16 protein-coding genes are annotated in these 17,042 nt (G+C 44.4%); 8 read left to right on the top strand and 8 right to left on the bottom strand.

Annotated elements, in window-relative coordinates:
* The first annotated feature begins 6 nt into the window (after nucleotides 1-6).
* Nucleotides 7-939, top strand: coding sequence for a tRNA 2-thiocytidine(32) synthetase TtcA (gene ttcA, locus C5471_RS14115; RefSeq protein ID WP_208862174.1), 933 nt, complete (start codon nucleotides 7-9; stop codon nucleotides 937-939).
* 355 nt (nucleotides 940-1,294) lie between these two features.
* Here the strand turns inward: ttcA and zntB are convergent, their stop codons facing one another.
* Together zntB and C5471_RS14105 are read right to left on the bottom strand one after the other, a co-directional pair.
* The gene (gene zntB / locus C5471_RS14110) at nucleotides 1,295-2,278 is read right to left on the bottom strand and encodes a zinc transporter ZntB (protein ID WP_133812868.1); all 984 of its coding nucleotides are present in this window, start codon (nucleotides 2,276-2,278) and stop codon (nucleotides 1,295-1,297) included.
* A gap of 16 nt (nucleotides 2,279-2,294) precedes the next feature.
* A complete protein-coding gene (locus tag C5471_RS14105) occupies nucleotides 2,295-3,917 on the bottom strand; it encodes a peptide ABC transporter substrate-binding protein (protein WP_133812867.1) in 1,623 nt (540 codons plus the stop codon).
* A 170-nt stretch (nucleotides 3,918-4,087) separates the two neighbouring features.
* Here C5471_RS14105 and tpx point away from each other — a divergent pair, with 170 nt between their 5' ends.
* Nucleotides 4,088-4,591 (top strand): thiol peroxidase, encoded by a 504-nt coding sequence (tpx, locus tag C5471_RS14100; protein WP_132351589.1) that lies wholly within the window; start codon nucleotides 4,088-4,090, stop codon nucleotides 4,589-4,591.
* A gap of 41 nt (nucleotides 4,592-4,632) precedes the next feature.
* On the opposite strand, the gene tyrR is transcribed toward tpx, so the two are convergent.
* The 6 genes from tyrR to pspA form a co-directional block, all read right to left on the bottom strand.
* Nucleotides 4,633-6,216 carry a transcriptional regulator TyrR gene (tyrR, locus tag C5471_RS14095; protein ID WP_166296008.1) on the bottom strand — a complete coding sequence of 528 codons (1,584 nt, stop codon included), beginning with the start codon at nucleotides 6,214-6,216 and terminating at the stop codon, nucleotides 4,633-4,635.
* A 257-nt stretch (nucleotides 6,217-6,473) separates the two neighbouring features.
* Nucleotides 6,474-7,538 (bottom strand): YcjF family protein, encoded by a 1,065-nt coding sequence (locus C5471_RS14090; protein WP_133812866.1) that lies wholly within the window; start codon nucleotides 7,536-7,538, stop codon nucleotides 6,474-6,476.
* Nucleotides 7,535-8,932, bottom strand: a complete 1,398-nt coding sequence (locus tag C5471_RS14085; protein WP_133812865.1) for a YcjX family GTP-binding protein — start codon at nucleotides 8,930-8,932, stop codon at nucleotides 7,535-7,537. The genes C5471_RS14090 and C5471_RS14085 overlap by 4 nt, the downstream gene beginning before the upstream one ends.
* Nucleotides 8,933-8,994: 62 nt before the next feature.
* A complete protein-coding gene (pspC, locus tag C5471_RS14080) occupies nucleotides 8,995-9,348 on the bottom strand; it encodes an envelope stress response membrane protein PspC (protein ID WP_133812864.1) in 354 nt (117 codons plus the stop codon).
* A complete protein-coding gene (gene pspB, locus C5471_RS14075; protein ID WP_021325598.1) occupies nucleotides 9,348-9,566 on the bottom strand; it encodes an envelope stress response membrane protein PspB in 219 nt (72 codons plus the stop codon). The genes pspC and pspB overlap by 1 nt, the downstream gene beginning before the upstream one ends.
* Nucleotides 9,567-9,602: 36 nt before the next feature.
* Complete coding sequence (pspA, locus tag C5471_RS14070) at nucleotides 9,603-10,277, bottom strand: phage shock protein PspA (protein ID WP_133812863.1); 675 nt, start codon at nucleotides 10,275-10,277, stop codon at nucleotides 9,603-9,605.
* A 183-nt stretch (nucleotides 10,278-10,460) separates the two neighbouring features.
* Here pspA and pspF point away from each other — a divergent pair, with 183 nt between their 5' ends.
* The 6 genes from pspF to sapF all read left to right on the top strand — a co-directional run bounded on the left by pspF (nucleotide 10,461) and on the right by sapF (nucleotide 17,038).
* On the top strand, nucleotides 10,461-11,465 hold the full coding sequence (pspF, locus tag C5471_RS14065) for a phage shock protein operon transcriptional activator (protein WP_133812862.1): 1,005 nt from the start codon (nucleotides 10,461-10,463) through the stop codon (nucleotides 11,463-11,465).
* 258 nt (nucleotides 11,466-11,723) lie between these two features.
* The gene (sapA, locus tag C5471_RS14060; RefSeq protein WP_133812861.1) at nucleotides 11,724-13,388 is read left to right on the top strand and encodes an ABC transporter substrate-binding protein SapA; all 1,665 of its coding nucleotides are present in this window, start codon (nucleotides 11,724-11,726) and stop codon (nucleotides 13,386-13,388) included.
* Nucleotides 13,385-14,350 carry a putrescine export ABC transporter permease SapB gene (sapB, locus tag C5471_RS14055; protein WP_133812860.1) on the top strand — a complete coding sequence of 322 codons (966 nt, stop codon included), beginning with the start codon at nucleotides 13,385-13,387 and terminating at the stop codon, nucleotides 14,348-14,350. The genes sapA and sapB overlap by 4 nt, the downstream gene beginning before the upstream one ends.
* Nucleotides 14,337-15,227, top strand: a complete 891-nt coding sequence (sapC, locus tag C5471_RS14050) for a putrescine export ABC transporter permease SapC (protein WP_133812859.1) — start codon at nucleotides 14,337-14,339, stop codon at nucleotides 15,225-15,227. Before sapB ends, sapC begins: the two co-directional genes overlap by 14 nt.
* Nucleotides 15,227-16,219 carry a putrescine export ABC transporter ATP-binding protein SapD gene (sapD, locus tag C5471_RS14045; protein ID WP_133812858.1) on the top strand — a complete coding sequence of 331 codons (993 nt, stop codon included), beginning with the start codon at nucleotides 15,227-15,229 and terminating at the stop codon, nucleotides 16,217-16,219. Before sapC ends, sapD begins: the two co-directional genes overlap by 1 nt.
* The gene (gene sapF, locus C5471_RS14040) at nucleotides 16,220-17,038 is read left to right on the top strand and encodes a putrescine export ABC transporter ATP-binding protein SapF (RefSeq protein ID WP_133812857.1); all 819 of its coding nucleotides are present in this window, start codon (nucleotides 16,220-16,222) and stop codon (nucleotides 17,036-17,038) included.
* The last annotated feature ends 4 nt before the right edge of the window (nucleotides 17,039-17,042 follow it).

Raw genomic sequence — 17,042 nt, 5'->3', positions numbered from 1 at the left:
AACATTATTTACAGAGCGTCCGTGGTGGATCAGAAAGCACAATATAACCAAAACAAATTACAGAAACGTTTACGCCGTGATGTCGGTCAGGCCATCGCTGATTTCAATATGATTGAGGAAGGCGACCGTATTATGGTCTGCCTTTCCGGTGGTAAAGACAGCTATACCTTGTTGTCCATCCTGCAAAATCTGCAAAAAAGTGCCCCAATTCATTTCTCACTTGTTGCCGTTAATCTGGATCAGAAACAACCAGGATTTCCTGAGCATATCCTTCCCGCTTATCTAAATGAACTGGGTGTCGAATATAAAATTGTCGAAGAAAACACTTACGGCATTGTGAAAGAGAAGATTCCTGAAGGTAAAACAACCTGTTCACTCTGTTCCCGTCTGCGCCGGGGTATTTTATATCGCACAGCAACAGAGCTGGGCGCAACCAAGATTGCATTAGGCCATCACCGCGATGATATCTTGCAAACCCTGTTTCTCAATATGTTTTACGGCGGCAAATTAAAAGGTATGCCACCCAAATTAATGAGTGATGACGGTAAACATATTGTGATTCGCCCCCTCGCCTATTGCCGTGAAAAAGATATTGAACGCTATGCTGCCGCTAAAGCATTTCCAATTATTCCGTGTAATCTCTGTGGCTCACAACCCAATTTGCAACGTCAGGTTATCAAAGATATGTTACGGGAATGGGATAAACGCTATCCGGGAAGAATTGAAACGATGTTCCGTGCGGTACAAAATGTCGTGCCTTCTCATCTCAGTGATTTTAATCTGTTCGATTTTAAGAATATCACTCATGGCAGTGATGTTATTGATGGCGGTGATCTCGCTTTTGACCGCGAAGAATTACCAATACAACCCCCCGCCGTTAATATAGAAGATCAACCCGATTATCCATCAGAACGACTGGATATTATCGAAGTAAAATAGTGTTCCTTAATAATATCGCTCTGAATATATTTCAGAGCGGTAATTTTCTGTTATTTTCTTACTGCCATTTTTATTGACTATTTCCCCATTCTACTGACAGTGGTCATGAAAAATAAAAAATGCCGATATTAAAAATAATATCGGCACAAGAATGGGCAATTATTCTGTATAAAGACTCATGTGAGAAAAACTACAATTACGGAGAACAACGTTCATCGCTTAACGTTGTTTTCACCTGCGGGAACATAATGCCTCAATGACGCCGGGTGAGTATTGATATATCTCAAATTCAGGGTCAGTTTTAGCCATATTTCCCGGTAGCTGTGTTTCACTGCTCTGAGCAATTATTTAATTTTCATAACCATCTACTGCGCTTTAACCACCACGCAACAAATATAATCAATCCCAGTAATAACAAGCAAAAAATACTAAAGCCCCAATAATATTCATTGCCAGGAATACCACCAAGATTGACGCCAAATAATCCGGTCAGGAATGTTGTTGGCAAAAAAACCATCGCAAATAATGACATTACATAAGTACGACGATTCATCGCATCCGCCATCATTGATGTAATTTCATCTGAAATAATGGCGGTACGGGCAATGCAACCATCCAAATCATCCAATTCCCTTCCCAGACGCTCGGACATCTCCTGCATCCGACGACGATCTTCATCACTCATCCAAGGTAATCTTTCACTGGCAAGACGGGCAAATACATCTCTTTGAGGTGCCATATAACGACGCAAGACAATCAATTGTTTACGCAGCAAGGCCAATCCACCCCGCCCCGGTATTCGCTGCTCTAGGATCATATTCTCAAGCTCTATAAGATTGTCATGAAGATCTTCAATAAAATTACCGACTTCATCAGTGATTGCATCAACCATGTCAACCAGCCAGTGCCCGGTAGTTTGCGCGCCAATACCATTTTGCAAATCACTCAAAACCTGTTCAAGTGAATGAACTTTACGATGGCGGCTGGAAATAACAATGTTAGCATTAATATAAATACGGAACACCACCAGCTGATCGGGGCGTTCACTTTCATTGCTATTCATTGTTCGCAGCGTGATCATCGTACCATCGCCGGTACGGATTATTTTCGGCCTCAAACTTTCTCCAGCCAGCCCCATTTTGACTGATTCTGGTAATAAATCCGTCTCTATTATCCAGCGATAACTCTTGGGATTACGGTAATCCAGATGTTGCCAGAAAGGTTGAGCTGGTGTGGCTGATGCATCCATATCTATCGATGTCATACCGCCTTGACCATCAAACTGACAGGCATAGACTGCATCGGCATCTTTAAATGATGAACCATAAATTGTTTCCACATCCAGCTCCTTACTATTAGTGTTTGATAATGTACATAGTATGGCTATAAGCCACATCTTCAGGATTGGTGATCGGGTATCCTTTTAACCAGGGTTTTATCAACCTGCCGTTCGTATACTGATAAATCGGGGCAATAGGTGCCTGTTCAGCAATCATCTGTTCCGCTCTGTTATAGTCATCGTTTCTCCGGGCATCATCCGTTTGCAAGCTGGCAGATTGTAACAATTGGTCATAATTTGCCTGATGGAATTTGGCAATATTGCCACTATGCGTTGAAGTTAACAGGCTTAGAAACGTGGATGGCTCGTTATAATCCCCCACCCAAGACGCCCGAATCACATCAAAATTGCCGGTGTTACGGCTATCAATATACGTTTTCCATTCCTGATTCACTAGGTTCACCTGCACCCCCAGTTTTTTCTTCCACATAGAGGCGACGGCAATAGCAATTTTCTGATGGTTTTCGGAACTATTATAGAGCAGAGAAAGTGTCAGGGGGTTGTTCGGACCATAACCCGCCGCCTGTAACAATGTCTTGGCCTGTTGGTCCAGCTCTGCTTGTGTGTGTTGTTCCATATCACTGGTCACAGGATGGAAACCGGCAGTCACATCCGGCGTGAAATGCCAGGCGGGTTTCTCTCCTGTCCCCAATACTTTTTCCGCAATAACTTTACGGTCTATCGCCATAGAAAGCGCTTTACGCACTCTGGCATCATTGGTGGGTGCACGCTGTGTGTTAAAGGCATAATAATAGGTGCCCAATTGATCCGGCGTATAAACCTGCCCAGGTAATTCATGGCGCAACTTTTTGTACCTATTTTTCGGGAAGGATTCGGTGATATCCAGATCATCCGCCAGATAGCGTTTAGTCGCGTGTGATTCCTGATTAATGGGGACAAATGTGACTTCGGTCAGAACTGTTTTTTTATGATCCCAGTAATAAATATTTGGTGTCAGAACAATTTTCTCATTCACAACCCGATCATGTAATTTGAAAGCACCGTTCCCCACCAAATGACCAACCTTTATCCACTCTTTCCCATATTTTTCTACTATTTTCTTATTTACCGGATAAAGACTGAAATTCGCAGTCAAATTAGGAAAATAAGGTACAGGCCGGTTTAGCGTCACCTGTAATATGTGCTTATCAATGGCTTTAACACCCAGTTTTGCAGGAACCAGTTTTCCGTCAATAATTTCCTGCGCATTTTCAATACCCGCCAAGGCGGCAAACCAAGCAAAAGGAGAGGTATTAACTGGAGTGACTAATCGCTGCCAGCTATACACAAAATCCACCGCAGTAACCGGTTCCCCATTTGACCATCGGGCATCAGAACGCAAGGTAAAAAACCAGGTTTTGTTGTCTGCCGTTTTCCACGCTGTCGCGACGCCGGGGATTGCATTGCCATGCGCATCCTGATTGACCAGCCCTTCAAACAGATCACGCTGAACCTGAGCTTCCGTCAAGCCCACCGCATTAATCGGGTCTAAGGATGCCGGTTCATCTTTTAGGTGACGCACCAATTCTTGTTTGTCATTAAGCTGAGTACCGGGAGGCACTTCCGCAGCGAAGGCCGAAGCAATAAGAAAGGAGCCACTGATAAGTAGTGCACATGAAGTCAAGCTGAAATAGCGCATTAAGGTAATCTGCCCTGTATGTAAAATAATTATTCCAGAATCGAATTATAAACCATTGTCAAAGTGGCACAATCAGACAATTTTACTTCATAGACGCTATTTTGATGGGCAAGAGCCGACTATTCTTCTACACTGGGAGGCTGTGGTTCATCTATCAGAGGAAGAAAACTATGACACAAACAGTAAAATTTCAAGGCAATGATATTTCCGTAAGCGGCCATTTCCCAAAATCAGGGGAAAAAGCAAAAGATTTTACTCTGACAGCCAAAGATCTCTCCGATGTCTCTCTCAGCCACTATGCCGGAAAACGTAAGGTGCTGAATATTTTCCCAAGCATTGATACCGGTGTTTGTGCAGCATCGGTCCGTAAATTTAATCAGGTCGCGAATGACCTGGAAAACACCGTTGTACTGTGCATTTCCGCCGATCTGCCTTTTGCACAGTCACGTTTCTGCGGCGCGGAAGGGTTGTCAAATGTGGTGACTCTTTCTACTCTGCGTGGCGGTACTTTCACTGAAGATTATGGCGTTGCTATCAGCAACAGCCCTCTGAGTGGTCTCACAGCCCGAGCAGTTGTTGTGCTTGATGAAAACGATAACGTGATTTACAGCCAGTTAGTTGATGAAATCACTAATGAGCCAGATTATGACAGTGCACTGGCGGCACTGAAATAATCCCATTGATTTTATAATGCCCACTTAAAGTGGGCATTATTTCACTCATCATCATCCAATTCATGCCCAGTAGCATGCTTCCGGCTACTCAGACCATATTCTCTCAATTTATTGGCGATCGCCGTATGCGATACCCCAAGGCGTTTAGCCAGTTTACGCGTACTTGGGTAGTGCCGGTAAAGACGCGTTAACACCGAGCGTTCAAAACGTTTACTGATTTCATCCAAAGAACCATTGAATACATCTTCATTGAAAGAGATCTCTGTTTCAAATTCCGGCAATTGTATATCCCGCGGAGCCAGTTCCATGTTTTCAAGCTGAGTCAATGCCCGATAGACGGCATTTTGTAACTGCCTTACGTTACCTGGCCAACTGTAACTAGCCAGAAAGTGAGAAAGTTCAGGGGATAGTTTAGGTTTCGGTACCCCTTGTTCTTCAGCAAAGCGCTCAATAAAGTATTCCACCAGCGGCATAATATCCGCTTTACGATCACGCAGGGGCGGAAGCATAACAGTCAGTACATTAAGGCGATAATAGAGATCTTCACGGAATTCCCCCCGCTGTACTAATTCAACCAGGTTTTTCTGTGTAGCGCAGATGACTCTGACATTCACTTTGACTTCGTTTTCTTCCCCTACTCTGCGGAAAGTCCCATCATTAAGAAAACGCAGCAGCTTAATCTGCATCTGTGGCGACATTTCGCCAATTTCATCCAGTAAAACAGTGCCGCCATTGGCCTGCTCGAAGAAACCTTTTTTCCCTTCAATAGCATTAGGATAAGCACCGGCAGCATAGCCAAACAGTTCGCTTTCTACCACATCATCCGGCATCGATGCACAGTTTAATCCCAGAAAAGGTTGTTTTCCGCGCAAACTGTGTAAATGACACGCTTTTGCCAAAATATCTTTACCGGTTCCTGTTTCACCAATCAGAAGCAGTGGCGCATCCAATATCGCCATTTTGCGGGCCTGCTCAATAACTTGAGTCATTTTTGGGCTGACAGAGATAATTTGCCTAAACTCACCACCATCATTGACAGTCAGTTTTTTCAGTTGATGACCTATCCGGGCAGCGGATTTGAGCATAATCACCGTGCCGATACACTGCATTTGCTGCTTTTCATCAGCCAAATGAAGCGGCATAATATCCATCAGGTAGTCCAAGCCTTTGAGCGTTATCCTCTCCACACGTTGCTGGGTATTTTTATTTTCAAACCAGCGAGTGAAGTTATAACCGCTGATAAACTGCCCGATAGGTTTCTGATAGATCTCTTCCTCACTAACGCCAAATAGCTTGTACACAGCAGAGTTAACAAGCTCAATATTTCCTTTTAGATCAACCGAAAAAACAGGCTCAGGCAAAGATTCCAACAGTGCGCACATCGCTTTGTGTTCTCTTTCCGAAGGTAGAAAAGAGACCGTACGAACATCAATAACACCATTAATACGGCGAATTTCTGCCATTAATCTACGGAATATATTGAAATCAACGGGTGAAAAATTAAGATAAATCCGGCCAGTTTGGGATATTTCCACCCCTTTCAAATCAATATCCTGTAATACCAGTAGATCAAGCAATTCCCGGGTCAACCCGATTCGATCACGGCAAATAACTTCTAAGCGCATCTGTTTTGACCTTATTTACACTAAATACATATAATTTTTCTAAATACTACTCTCTACTATTATTCATATGAAGCATTCTGTCAGTAAAAATTGACAAGACTCCGGTTTTTTAGTGGCGTAAATAACACAGCATTTGAAACTTTCACTAAAATAAACAGATTCCAAGATTAACTATAAAACGGTTTAATAAAATAACGTAAAATGCTGCCGTTATCTGGATATTTTGTGCGTTAGTATAGAATTAAAGTATATATCATTTAATCAACCACATTCTTAGATTTATTTGGCAGGATATGCTTAAGTTGAGTGATTAACTGACGACGGAAATCTCCTAATTTAGGTTTATCACCTTCTATCCAAGGCAATGGCCTGCATAACTCCATCGCTTTAATGCCAAGCCGGGCTGTCAGTAAACCCACACCGATCCCTTGAGCAGCTCTGGCAGAAAGACGCGCCGCGATATCCTGAGATAACCAATCCATCCCAACCTCCCGCACCACCTCTGAAACACCCGAAAAAACAATATTCAGCAAAACAAGACGAAAAAGCTGAATACGACTGAAATATCCCAGTTCAATACCATACAGCGCAGCAATACGGTTAATCAGCCGGATATTACGCCAGGCAATAAATGCCATATCGACTATTGCCAACGGGCTGACGGCTATCATTAATGCTGATTCCGCAGCATAGCGGCTGATCTCAGCGCTTGCTTGCGAATCCAAAACAGGCTGAACCAATTTACCGTACAACGCCACCACTTCACGATCGTTATGTGTATCATGCAAAGCCGCCTGCCAACGCTGTAACGCCGGATGATGCGGCTCAATACCCGCCTGACTTGCCAGCTTCTCGCAAAATGCCCGGCCTTTACCCACACCATGATGTTGCAGTAGTTCTCTCGCGGTATCACGTTCTTCCGCACGCATTCTTAACCGGTAAAGACGACGCCATTCACTGACCATAGAACCCATACCGGCAAAGACTATCATGCCCCCCGCCGCAGCCACGCCTAACGCAATCCAATCCTGTTGCTGCCATGATCGATAAATCCACTGCACCGACTGAGCCACAACACTCATTCCCAGTAAAATCAGCGCGCTATAGACCATTTTACGCCAATAACTGCGCCGGGGCTTCAATGCCGCATTCACTATTCCCTCTACCTGGCCTTCGCCCTCCTCATCCTCAAGCTCTGGTGAGGCAGGATAGAAATTCGCCGTGTCTTTTCCATCAAAGATCTGAGCGGGTTTTAAAACCGCTTCTTGCGGCTCCAATAAGGGTTCTTCGAAGTCAATTCTTGGCTTTAGGGAATCTGTCATTTCACTTTATCTCCCAGTAAAAACTCCAGCACGGTATCCAACCGGATATGCGGCAATGGTGTATCAATGTTTACCTGACGGGGGCTGAATTCTTCGAAACCAAAACCCTGCTTTTGCCAGAAATTATCCTCAGGTAAACACCGTGGCACTTCACCAGGGAAAAAGGTCAGTAATTTACCGTCTGTCAGGCGACATCCTTTCAGCGCCGGAACGTTTTCGCCATGATGTTCAATCATTCCACTTTCTGTCGCCCGTACCGATGCCAAACCCACACAATCCATGCTGATACCTTCAAAAGCCGCATTTTGTCTGGCTTCCTGCACCAACTGTTGCAGTAAAGCAACCAGATTGGCATGTTGATCTGCGGTAACATGATCAGCCTTACTGGCCGCAAACATTAACTTGTCAATGCAAGGGGAAAACAGGCGGCGGAAGAGTGTTCGTTTACCATAATGAAAACTCTGCATTAATTGTGTCAGCGCTAGGCGCATATCATTAAACACCGGTGGCCCGCTGTTTAATGGCTGTAAACAATCTACCAACACAATTTGCCGATCAAAACGCAGAAAATGTTCTTTATAGAACCCCTTCACAACCGACTGACAGTAATATTCAAAACGCTTACGCAACATACCGATATTCGTATGTTGATCTGCCTGAGTAAATTGTGACTCAGTGATATGACCGATATCCGGCCACGGAAAAAACTGTAAAGCCGGAGCCCCCATCATTTCACCTGGCAGAACAAATCTCCCCGGTTGAATAAAATGTAATCCTTGTTCTTTGCATTTAATCAGGTATTGCGTATATGCCTGTGCAATAGCAGCCAGTAGGTCCTCATCTGCCAGTGCCAATGGATCGCACTGTTGACACAGTTCCAGCCAGGGTTTTGCCCATTCAGCTCTCTGTCCCTGTAATAAGCCATTCATCTGGCGTGACCATGCTAAATAATTTTGTGCCAACATCGGCAAATCCAACAGCCATTCGCCGGGATAATCGACAATTTCCAGATATAATGTGGCAGTCTCTTTAAAATGGCGCAGCAGAGAATTCTCTGAACGGTAACGAAGTGCCAGGCGGATTTCACTGACACCACGAGTCGGTGTCGGCCAGCTGGGAGGAGTAGCGTAAAGCGCGGTCAATCCTTCATCATAAGCAAAACGAGGAACACCCAAATCCCGTTGAGGAACCCGTTTCACCCCCAGCAGGCGACCATCACGCACAGCGGAAAATAGCGGCAACCGGGCACCGCTATGGAGATGAAGTAGCTGATTAACCAAAGATGTGATAAACGCTGTTTTACCACTACGGCTTAATCCTGTAACAGCTAACCGTAAATGACGATCCATCCCGCGATTAACAAGCGCCGTTAATTCGTTTTGTAGCCGTTTCATGTCTGTCCTATGGTAAGTCTTACGACAATTTTATTATGCCCGGCAATATACCATTCTTACTCTCAAAGCTGTCTGAAACGGCTGCGAACACTGAATGTTTCCGAGGTGACATAACGCTCCATTTGGCGCAGACGAAGCTCACCCGCTTTCAATTGATAATCGGCTTCATTCAGTAATTTCTGCACCGAAAAACCAGCGTCTTCGGTATAATTGGCCGGGGCCGGCTCCAAGACGAAAACCAGTACAATATAAGCAATAACAACTAAACCAAACAGGCCAAAGAACAGCGACAATATAGTCATTGCGCGAATTAAATTTACCGGTACGTCAAAATAGTAAGCCAACCCAGCACAAACACCTTTAATCTTGCCTTTTTCAGGTATTCGGTACAGTTTCCGACGATTATAATTCGACATTATGATTGCCTCCAGTCAGGATGCTCCGCATCCAGAATATCTTCCAGTGTTTTGATGCGTGCCTGCATATGCTGTACGCGCTCTGCCAGGCGCTGAACTTCATTCTGATCCAACTGACTTTGGTTTGAATTCCGGCTGTTATAATGCAACCACAACCAGATGGGTAAAACAAAAAGTACAAAGATGATCAGTGGAATGCCAATAAATATAGAGCTCATCATTTTTCCTCAATGGTGAGTTGAGTGCACCAACATTTAATGTTGTTCTTTATTAGCATTTATTTTAGCTTTCATTGCCGCTAACTGCGCACTAATTTCATCGTCTGCTTTTAATTCAGCAAACTGTTGATCCAGGGATTTTTGTTTCCCCATGCCCACAGTTTCCGCTTCAGCCTCCATATGATCAATACGGCGCTCAAATTGCTCGAAGCGAGCCATTGCCTCATCAATTTTACCGCTGTCTAGCTGGCGACGAACCTGTCGGGAAGAAGCGGCAGCCTGATGACGCAAGGCTAACGCTTGCTGTCTTGACCGGGTTTCGCCGAGTTTGTTTTCAAGCTCAGTCACTTCCCCTTTCATGCGTTCAAGGGTTTCTTCCAGTATGGTTAACTCATGTTTCAGTGTCTCCACTAAAGCAGCAACTTTCTGTTTTTCAATCAGTGCCGACCGCGCCAAATCTTCTCTATCTTTATTCAACGCCAATTCTGCTTTTTCCTGCCAGTCATGTATTTGCTGTTCGCCGGTCATAATGCGGCGAGATAACTGTTTTTTTTCTGCCAGTGTACGCGCAGAAGTTGAGCGAATTTCAACCAAAGTATCTTCCATTTCCTGAATCATCAGGCGGATCATTTTGTGCGGATCTTCCGCTTTATCCAGTAATGAAGAGATGTTGGCGTTCACGATATCGGCAAAACGAGAGAAAATACCCATAGTAAATTATCCTCTTTGGCTAAGATTTTCAGATTTGTTGTACTGCTAATGACATACTATCAAGAGTCGTGCCAACTTTTTCATTCTCTTTATCCACATGAAATATAAATAAATTTTTTTATTTGACTTTTTATCATAACGAAATAGAGTGGTCATAATAACCAACTGTTGGCGAAAATAACCATGAATGACGTTACAGAAAACCTACTAGGTGAAGCAAACAGCTTTATTGAAATTCTGGAGCAGGTATCTGCTCTGGCAAAATTAAATAAACCGGTGCTGGTTATTGGTGAACGAGGAACAGGCAAAGAGTTGATTGCCCGCCGTCTGCATTACCTGTCTCCCCGTTGGCAAGGACCATTTATCTCGCTAAACTGCGCTGCGCTGAACGAAAACTTACTGGATTCAGAACTATTTGGTCATGAGGCTGGCGCATTTACCGGTGCACAAAAAAAGCATCAGGGAAGATTTGAGCGTGCTGATGGCGGAACGCTGTTTCTTGATGAGCTGGCAACCGCCCCTATGCAGGTTCAGGAAAAGTTGTTGCGCGTCATTGAATATGGGCATCTTGAACGGGTTGGCGGCAGCCAGCCATTGCAGGTCGATGTTCGACTGATATGCGCGACCAATGATAATCTGCCAGCAATGGCAACCGAAGGTAAATTCCGCGCGGATTTACTCGATAGACTCGCGTTTGATGTAGTGCAAATCCCACCATTGCGCCAAAGGCAGCAGGACATCATGTTACTGGCACAACATTTTGCTATTCAGATGTGCCGTGAACTGGATTTGCCATTATTTCCCGGTTTCACTGCACAGGCAAAACAACAGTTACAGCATTACAACTGGCCCGGTAATATCCGTGAACTGAAAAATGTAGTGGAACGCTCGGTTTATCGTCACGGCGAAAATGTCGATCAACTTGATAATATTATTATTAATCCATTCGTTTCTGCGCCACATTCTATCGTCGATGTTGATAACAATAACGATTCATCTTTACCGCCTCTGCCTTCCCTGCCGATTAATCTGAAACAATGGCAACACGACAGCGAACGACAATTAATAGAATTATCATTAAAAGCCAATAGATTTAATCAGAGAAAAGCGGCAGAAAAACTAGGGCTGACCTATCATCAATTGCGCGGCTTAATAAAGAAACATAATATCAGTACAGGCGATAAGTGATCCGAATGACAGATAAAAAAAAGCCAGCACCCGAGCTGGCTAAAAAACACTGGAAGCAATGTGAGCAATGTCGTGCCTTTCCTAGGATAACAAAAACTGTTCCCCGGAAGTGCGATACAGATGATAATGTTTCTCAATACGATTTGTAAAGCACTTTATTGAGAATTTTTCTCATTATCGTTCATCGTTCCGTTTTTTTGGGCTCAAGCGCTAATTGAGATACAATGTGTCAATTCTAATTAATAACAGATGCCTTATATGCGTAGTTTGATTTATTGGATCATATTATCCCTCTCAGCTCCGGCTATTGCAGAGACAATGGCTACGCCTGAAAAAAAGTCCCATGTTCCGGCTGATATCCGGCAGCAAGGATTTGTTTATTGTGTTAATGGCAACCTGAATACCTTTAACCCGCAACTGACTACCAGCGGTTTAACGGTCGATACTCTGGCAGCCCAACTCTATGAACGTCTGCTAGATGTTGACCCTTATACTTACCGCCTGCTGCCTGAATTAGCCTCCCGCTGGGAGGTGCTGGATAATGGCGCAACATACCGTTTTTATTTACGCCGTAATGTCTCATTTCAATCAACAGGCTGGTTTACTCCGACCCGTAACATGAATGCCGATGATGTCATTTTTAGCTTTAAACGTTTGTTTGATAAGCAACACTATTATCATTACGTCAATGGCGGGCATTATCCCTATTTTGACAGTCTCCAGTTAGCCGATTCTATTCAAAGTATCCGTAAAATTGATCAATATACGGTGGAATTTCGTCTGAACGAACCCGATGCTTCTTTTCTTTGGCATTTGGCAACGCATTATGCCCCAATACTCTCACAAGAATATGGGCAGCAATTGCATGAAATGAACCGCCATGAGCAAATTGACTGGAAACCTGTCGGCACAGGCCCATTTATGCTGGAAAATCATCGAACCAGGCAATTTATCCGTCTGGTTCGCCATGATAAATACTGGAAAGGCAAGCCACAGATGCAACAAATTGTGATTGACGTCGGTGCTGGCGGCACAGGGAGAATGTCCAAACTTTTAACTGGCGAGTGTGATGTATTAGCTTATCCCGCAGCCAGTCAGCTTAAAGTTCTGCGGGACGATCCCCGCCTGCGTCTCACTTTACGCCCAGGAATGAATATCGCCTATCTGGCTTTCAATACCAGCAAGCCACCACTTAATAAATTACAAGTTCGACAAGCTATTGCCTACGCAATTAATAACCAACGGCTGATGCAATCCATCTATTATGGTACTGCGGAAACCGCCGCATCAATTTTACCGCGGGCGTCATGGGCTTATGATAATCAAACTGAGATTACAGAATACAACCCGGGAAAATCCCGCAAAATGCTGAATGACCTTGGATTGAATGGAATGCAGTTGAGCTTATGGGTCCCTTCCGCTTCTCAGTCTTATAATCCAAGTCCACTAAAAATGGCAGAACTGATCCAGGCTGATTTAGCACAAGTGGGGATTACCATGCATATCAAACCTGTTGAAGGCCGCTTTCAGGAAACCAAACTGATGGATAAATCCCATGATATGACGCTATCAGGCTGGTCCACTGACAGTAATGATCCAGACAGTTTTTTCCGGCCATTGCTAAGTTGCGCGGCGATCGCCTCACAGACAAATTTCAGCCATTGGTGTAATCCAACATTTGACAAAATCTTGCAACAAGCTTTGATTAACCAGCAATTATTATCCCGAATTAAGTATTATCATGCTGCTCAACAAATTCTTGAACAGCAATTACCGGTATTACCCTTAGCCTATTCCTTGCGCTTGCAAGCTTATCGTTATGATATTAAAGGGCTGGTACTCAGCCCATTTGGAAATACCTCTTTTGCCGGTGTTTACCGGGAAAAAGAGACTAACCAAATGACTCAGAAGGGTGAAAAATGATTATTTACATTCTCCGTCGTCTGCTACTGCTGATTATCACCCTATTTTTCCTGTCGCTGATCAGTTTCAGCCTCAGTTACTTTACCCCCAATGCTCCACTTGGCGGCGCATCCCTGTTCGACGCTTATACATTCTATTTCCATAGTTTATTACTATGGGATTTTGGTGTGTCCAGTATCAATGGTGAACTCATCAGCGAACAACTATGGGAAGTGTTCCCTGCCACAATGGAGCTCTGTATTTTGGCTTTCTCTGCTGCCTTACTGGCCGGTATCCCTCTGGGTATTATCGCGGGAGTGTGGCGTAACAAAGCAGCGGATACCGTTATCACTTCTATTGCTTTAGTCGGGTTTTCTATTCCAATTTTTTGGTTGGCGTTATTATTGACCCTATTTTTTTCCCTTTATCTTGGCTGGCTACCGGTCTCCGGTCGTTTTGATCTGCTATACCAGATTGAGCCTGTAACCGGTTTTTCACTCATTGATGCCTGGTTATCAAAATCACCCTATCGTAATGAAATGATTATCAGTGCCATGCGCCACTTGATCCTGCCAGTGATTACACTCGCGGTTGCACCAACAACCGAAGTTATCCGGCTGATGAGAAACAGCACAGAAGACGTTTTTGGTGAAAACTACATTAAAGCCGCCTCAACCCGAGGTTTATCAAGGCTGACAATTATCCGTCGTCATGTTCTGCATAATGCGCTGCCTCCCATCATTCCGAAGCTGGGATTACAATTTTCCACCATGCTGACACTGGCGATGATGACGGAACTGGTATTTAACTGGCCGGGGCTTGGCCACTGGTTAGTCAGTGCAATCCGCCAGCAAGATTACTCCACCATTTCTGCGGGTGTGATGGTTATTGGCACGCTGGTTATTTTGGTCAATATTCTGTCTGATATCATTGGCACAATGACTACCCCTCTAAAGCATAAGGAATGGTATGCCCTTAGATAATTTTTATCGTGAAAAGAAAATGCCGTCACCGATAAAGGTGATCTGGCGTTTTTTCTCTTCTGATATGCTGGCAATGACGGGATTTTATGGGGTATTTATTCTGGTTGCCCTAAGTCTGTTTGGGGGGTATTTGGCACCCTATCAACTCGATCAACAATTTCTTGGGTATCAGCTGCTGCCACCTTCGTGGTCACATCACGGTAATATCGCCTTTTTTTTGGGTACCGATGATCTTGGGCGCGACATTCTCAGCCGATTATTGATAGGTACGGCATCCACATTCGGTTCAGCACTGCTGGTCACATTGGCAGCCACTTTATGCGGTCTGATCATCGGCTGTCTGGCAGGCATGACACGAGGGCTGAAATCCGCCGTGCTCAATCATATTCTTGATTCATTACTTTCTATCCCTTCATTATTGCTGGCAATTATTGTCGTCGCTTTTGTCGGTGCCAGTTTATCCCATGCCATAATCGCTATTTGGCTGGCGCTATTGCCACGTATCGTTCGCACGGTTTACAGTGCGGTTCATGATGAGCTGGATAAAGAGTATGTTATTGCCGCACGCCTGGATGGTGCCTCTAATTACCATATTCTATGGTATGCCGTATTACCAAACATTACCGCCGTATTGGTCAGCGAGCTGACCCGCGCCCTTTCTATTGCCATACTTGATATCGTTTCTCTTGGTTTTCTTGATCTTGGTGCCCAGCTTCCCTCGCCTGAATGGGGAGCGATGTTGGGCGATTCACTGGAGCTAATCTATGTTGCGCCCTGGACCGTTATGCTGCCAGGCGCGGCGATAATGGTGAGTGTCTTGTTGATCAATTTACTGGGTAATGGATTACACCGTGCAATTAATTCTGGGGTGGAATAATGCCATTACTTGATATTCGCAATCTCACTATTGAATTTATGACTGCCAAAGGGCCAGTTAAAGCCGTTGATCGCGTCAGTATCTCACTGACAGAAGGTGAAATACGCGGTCTGGTTGGTGAATCAGGCTCTGGTAAAAGCCTGATTGCCAAAGCAATAAGCGGGGTCACTAAAGATAATCTCAAAGTGACCGCTGACCGTTTTCGTTTCGATGATATTGATCTGCTGCGCCTGACTCCCCGCCAGCGCCGAAAAGTGATCGGCCACAATATCTCAATGATTTTTCAGGAGCCACAATCTTGTCTTGATCCTTCTGAAAATATTGGTCAGCAACTTATTCAGGCTATCCCCGGCTGGACTTATAAAGGCCGTTGGTGGCAACGCTTCAAATGGCGAAAACGCCGGGCTATCGAGTTACTCCACCGTGTAGGAATTAAAGATCATAAAGATATTATGAGTAGTTTCCCTTACGAATTAACTGAGGGGGAATGCCAGAAAGTGATGATTGCTATTGCATTGGCTAACCAACCGCGTTTGCTGATTGCAGATGAACCCACTAATGCAATGGAACCAACCACTCAAGCTCAGATTTTCCGGCTGTTAGCTCGATTGAATCAGAACAATAACACCACCATTTTACTGATAAGCCATGATTTGCAAATCATGAGCAAACTGGTGGATCGCATTAATGTTCTGTATTGTGGTCAAACTGTCGAAAGCGCCGCGCCCAATGAATTATTAATCACACCACACCACCCCTATACACAAGCGTTAAGCCGCGCTATTCCTGATTTCGGTAGCTCTCTGCTTCATAAAAGCAGGTTAAATACATTGCCAGGTGCCATTCCATCCCTTGAGCATCTGCCCATCGGCTGCCGTTTAGGTCCACGCTGCCCTTACGCACAAAAAACCTGTATTGAAACACCACGGTTGCGGGTAATTAGAAACCATGCTTTTGCCTGCCATTTTCCATTGAATCTGGAGGAACAGTAATTGGTTAATACTTTGCTGGAAGTCAGGAATTTAGCTAAAACTTTCCGTTATCGTACGGGGTTTTTTCATCGTCAGCATCTTGACGCGGTAAAGCCTGTCAGCTTCACCTTAAAAGCAAAACAGACCCTGGCAATTATTGGTGAAAATGGTTCTGGAAAATCAACCCTGGCAAAAATGCTTTCAGGTGTCATGGAACCCACTTCCGGCGAAATCATGATTGAAGGGCATAAACTCACTTATGGTGACTATAACTATCGCAGTCAACGCATTCGCATGATATTTCAGGATCCAAGCACCTCACTGAATCCTCGCCAACGGATTGGGCAAATTCTTGATGTTCCTCTTCTGCTCAATACCGAACTCAATACAACCGAGCGGGAAAAACGGATCAATCAAACATTGCGGCAAGTTGGCCTGTTACCTGACCATGCCAATTATTATCCTCATATGTTAGCCTCAGGCCAAAAGCAACGGGTAGCACTGGCGCGGGCATTAATATTACAGCCACAGATTATTATTGCCGATGAAGCATTAGCATCACTGGATATGTCTATGCGCTCTCAAATAATTAATCTGATGTTGGAATTACAGGAAAAACAGGGTATTTCTTACCTCTATGTTACCCAGCACCTTGGCATGATGAAGCATATCAGCGATCAGGTTCTGGTCATGCATCAAGGCGAAGTTGTCGAACGAGGAAATACCGCTGAAGTATTGGCTTCTCCGCTGCATGATATGACCCGCCGTCTGATCGCCAGCCATTTCGGTGAGCCACTCACCTCTGATGCTTGGCGACAGGATATTCCTTTACGCATATAAAACA

Origin of the sequence: Photorhabdus tasmaniensis (assembly GCF_011189505.1) — a bacterium.
In the GTDB taxonomy this organism is placed as follows: Bacteria; Pseudomonadota; Gammaproteobacteria; order Enterobacterales; family Enterobacteriaceae; genus Photorhabdus; species Photorhabdus tasmaniensis.
The sequence above is the reverse complement of the archived record's forward strand: the minus strand, read 5'-3'. Positions and strand labels throughout refer to the sequence as shown.

Excerpts from the sequence above, each read along its gene's own strand:
- C5471_RS14105 (WP_133812867.1), bottom strand. The coding sequence starts at position 3,917 with ATGCGCTATTTCAGCTTGACTTCATGTGCACTACTTATCAGTGGCTCC.
- tpx (WP_132351589.1), top strand. The coding sequence starts at position 4,088 with ATGACACAAACAGTAAAATTTCAAGGCAATGATATTTCCGTAAGCGGC.
- tyrR (WP_166296008.1), bottom strand. The coding sequence starts at position 6,216 with ATGCGCTTAGAAGTTATTTGCCGTGATCGAATCGGGTTGACCCGGGAA.
- C5471_RS14090 (WP_133812866.1), bottom strand. The coding sequence starts at position 7,538 with ATGACAGATTCCCTAAAGCCAAGAATTGACTTCGAAGAACCCTTATTG.
- C5471_RS14085 (WP_133812865.1), bottom strand. The coding sequence starts at position 8,932 with ATGAAACGGCTACAAAACGAATTAACGGCGCTTGTTAATCGCGGGATG.
- pspC (WP_133812864.1), bottom strand. The coding sequence starts at position 9,348 with ATGTCGAATTATAATCGTCGGAAACTGTACCGAATACCTGAAAAAGGC.
- pspB (WP_021325598.1), bottom strand. The coding sequence starts at position 9,566 with ATGAGCTCTATATTTATTGGCATTCCACTGATCATCTTTGTACTTTTT.
- pspA (WP_133812863.1), bottom strand. The coding sequence starts at position 10,277 with ATGGGTATTTTCTCTCGTTTTGCCGATATCGTGAACGCCAACATCTCT.
- pspF (WP_133812862.1), top strand. The coding sequence starts at position 10,461 with ATGAATGACGTTACAGAAAACCTACTAGGTGAAGCAAACAGCTTTATT.
- sapA (WP_133812861.1), top strand. The coding sequence starts at position 11,724 with ATGCGTAGTTTGATTTATTGGATCATATTATCCCTCTCAGCTCCGGCT.
- sapB (WP_133812860.1), top strand. The coding sequence starts at position 13,385 with ATGATTATTTACATTCTCCGTCGTCTGCTACTGCTGATTATCACCCTA.
- sapC (WP_133812859.1), top strand. The coding sequence starts at position 14,337 with ATGCCCTTAGATAATTTTTATCGTGAAAAGAAAATGCCGTCACCGATA.
- sapD (WP_133812858.1), top strand. The coding sequence starts at position 15,227 with ATGCCATTACTTGATATTCGCAATCTCACTATTGAATTTATGACTGCC.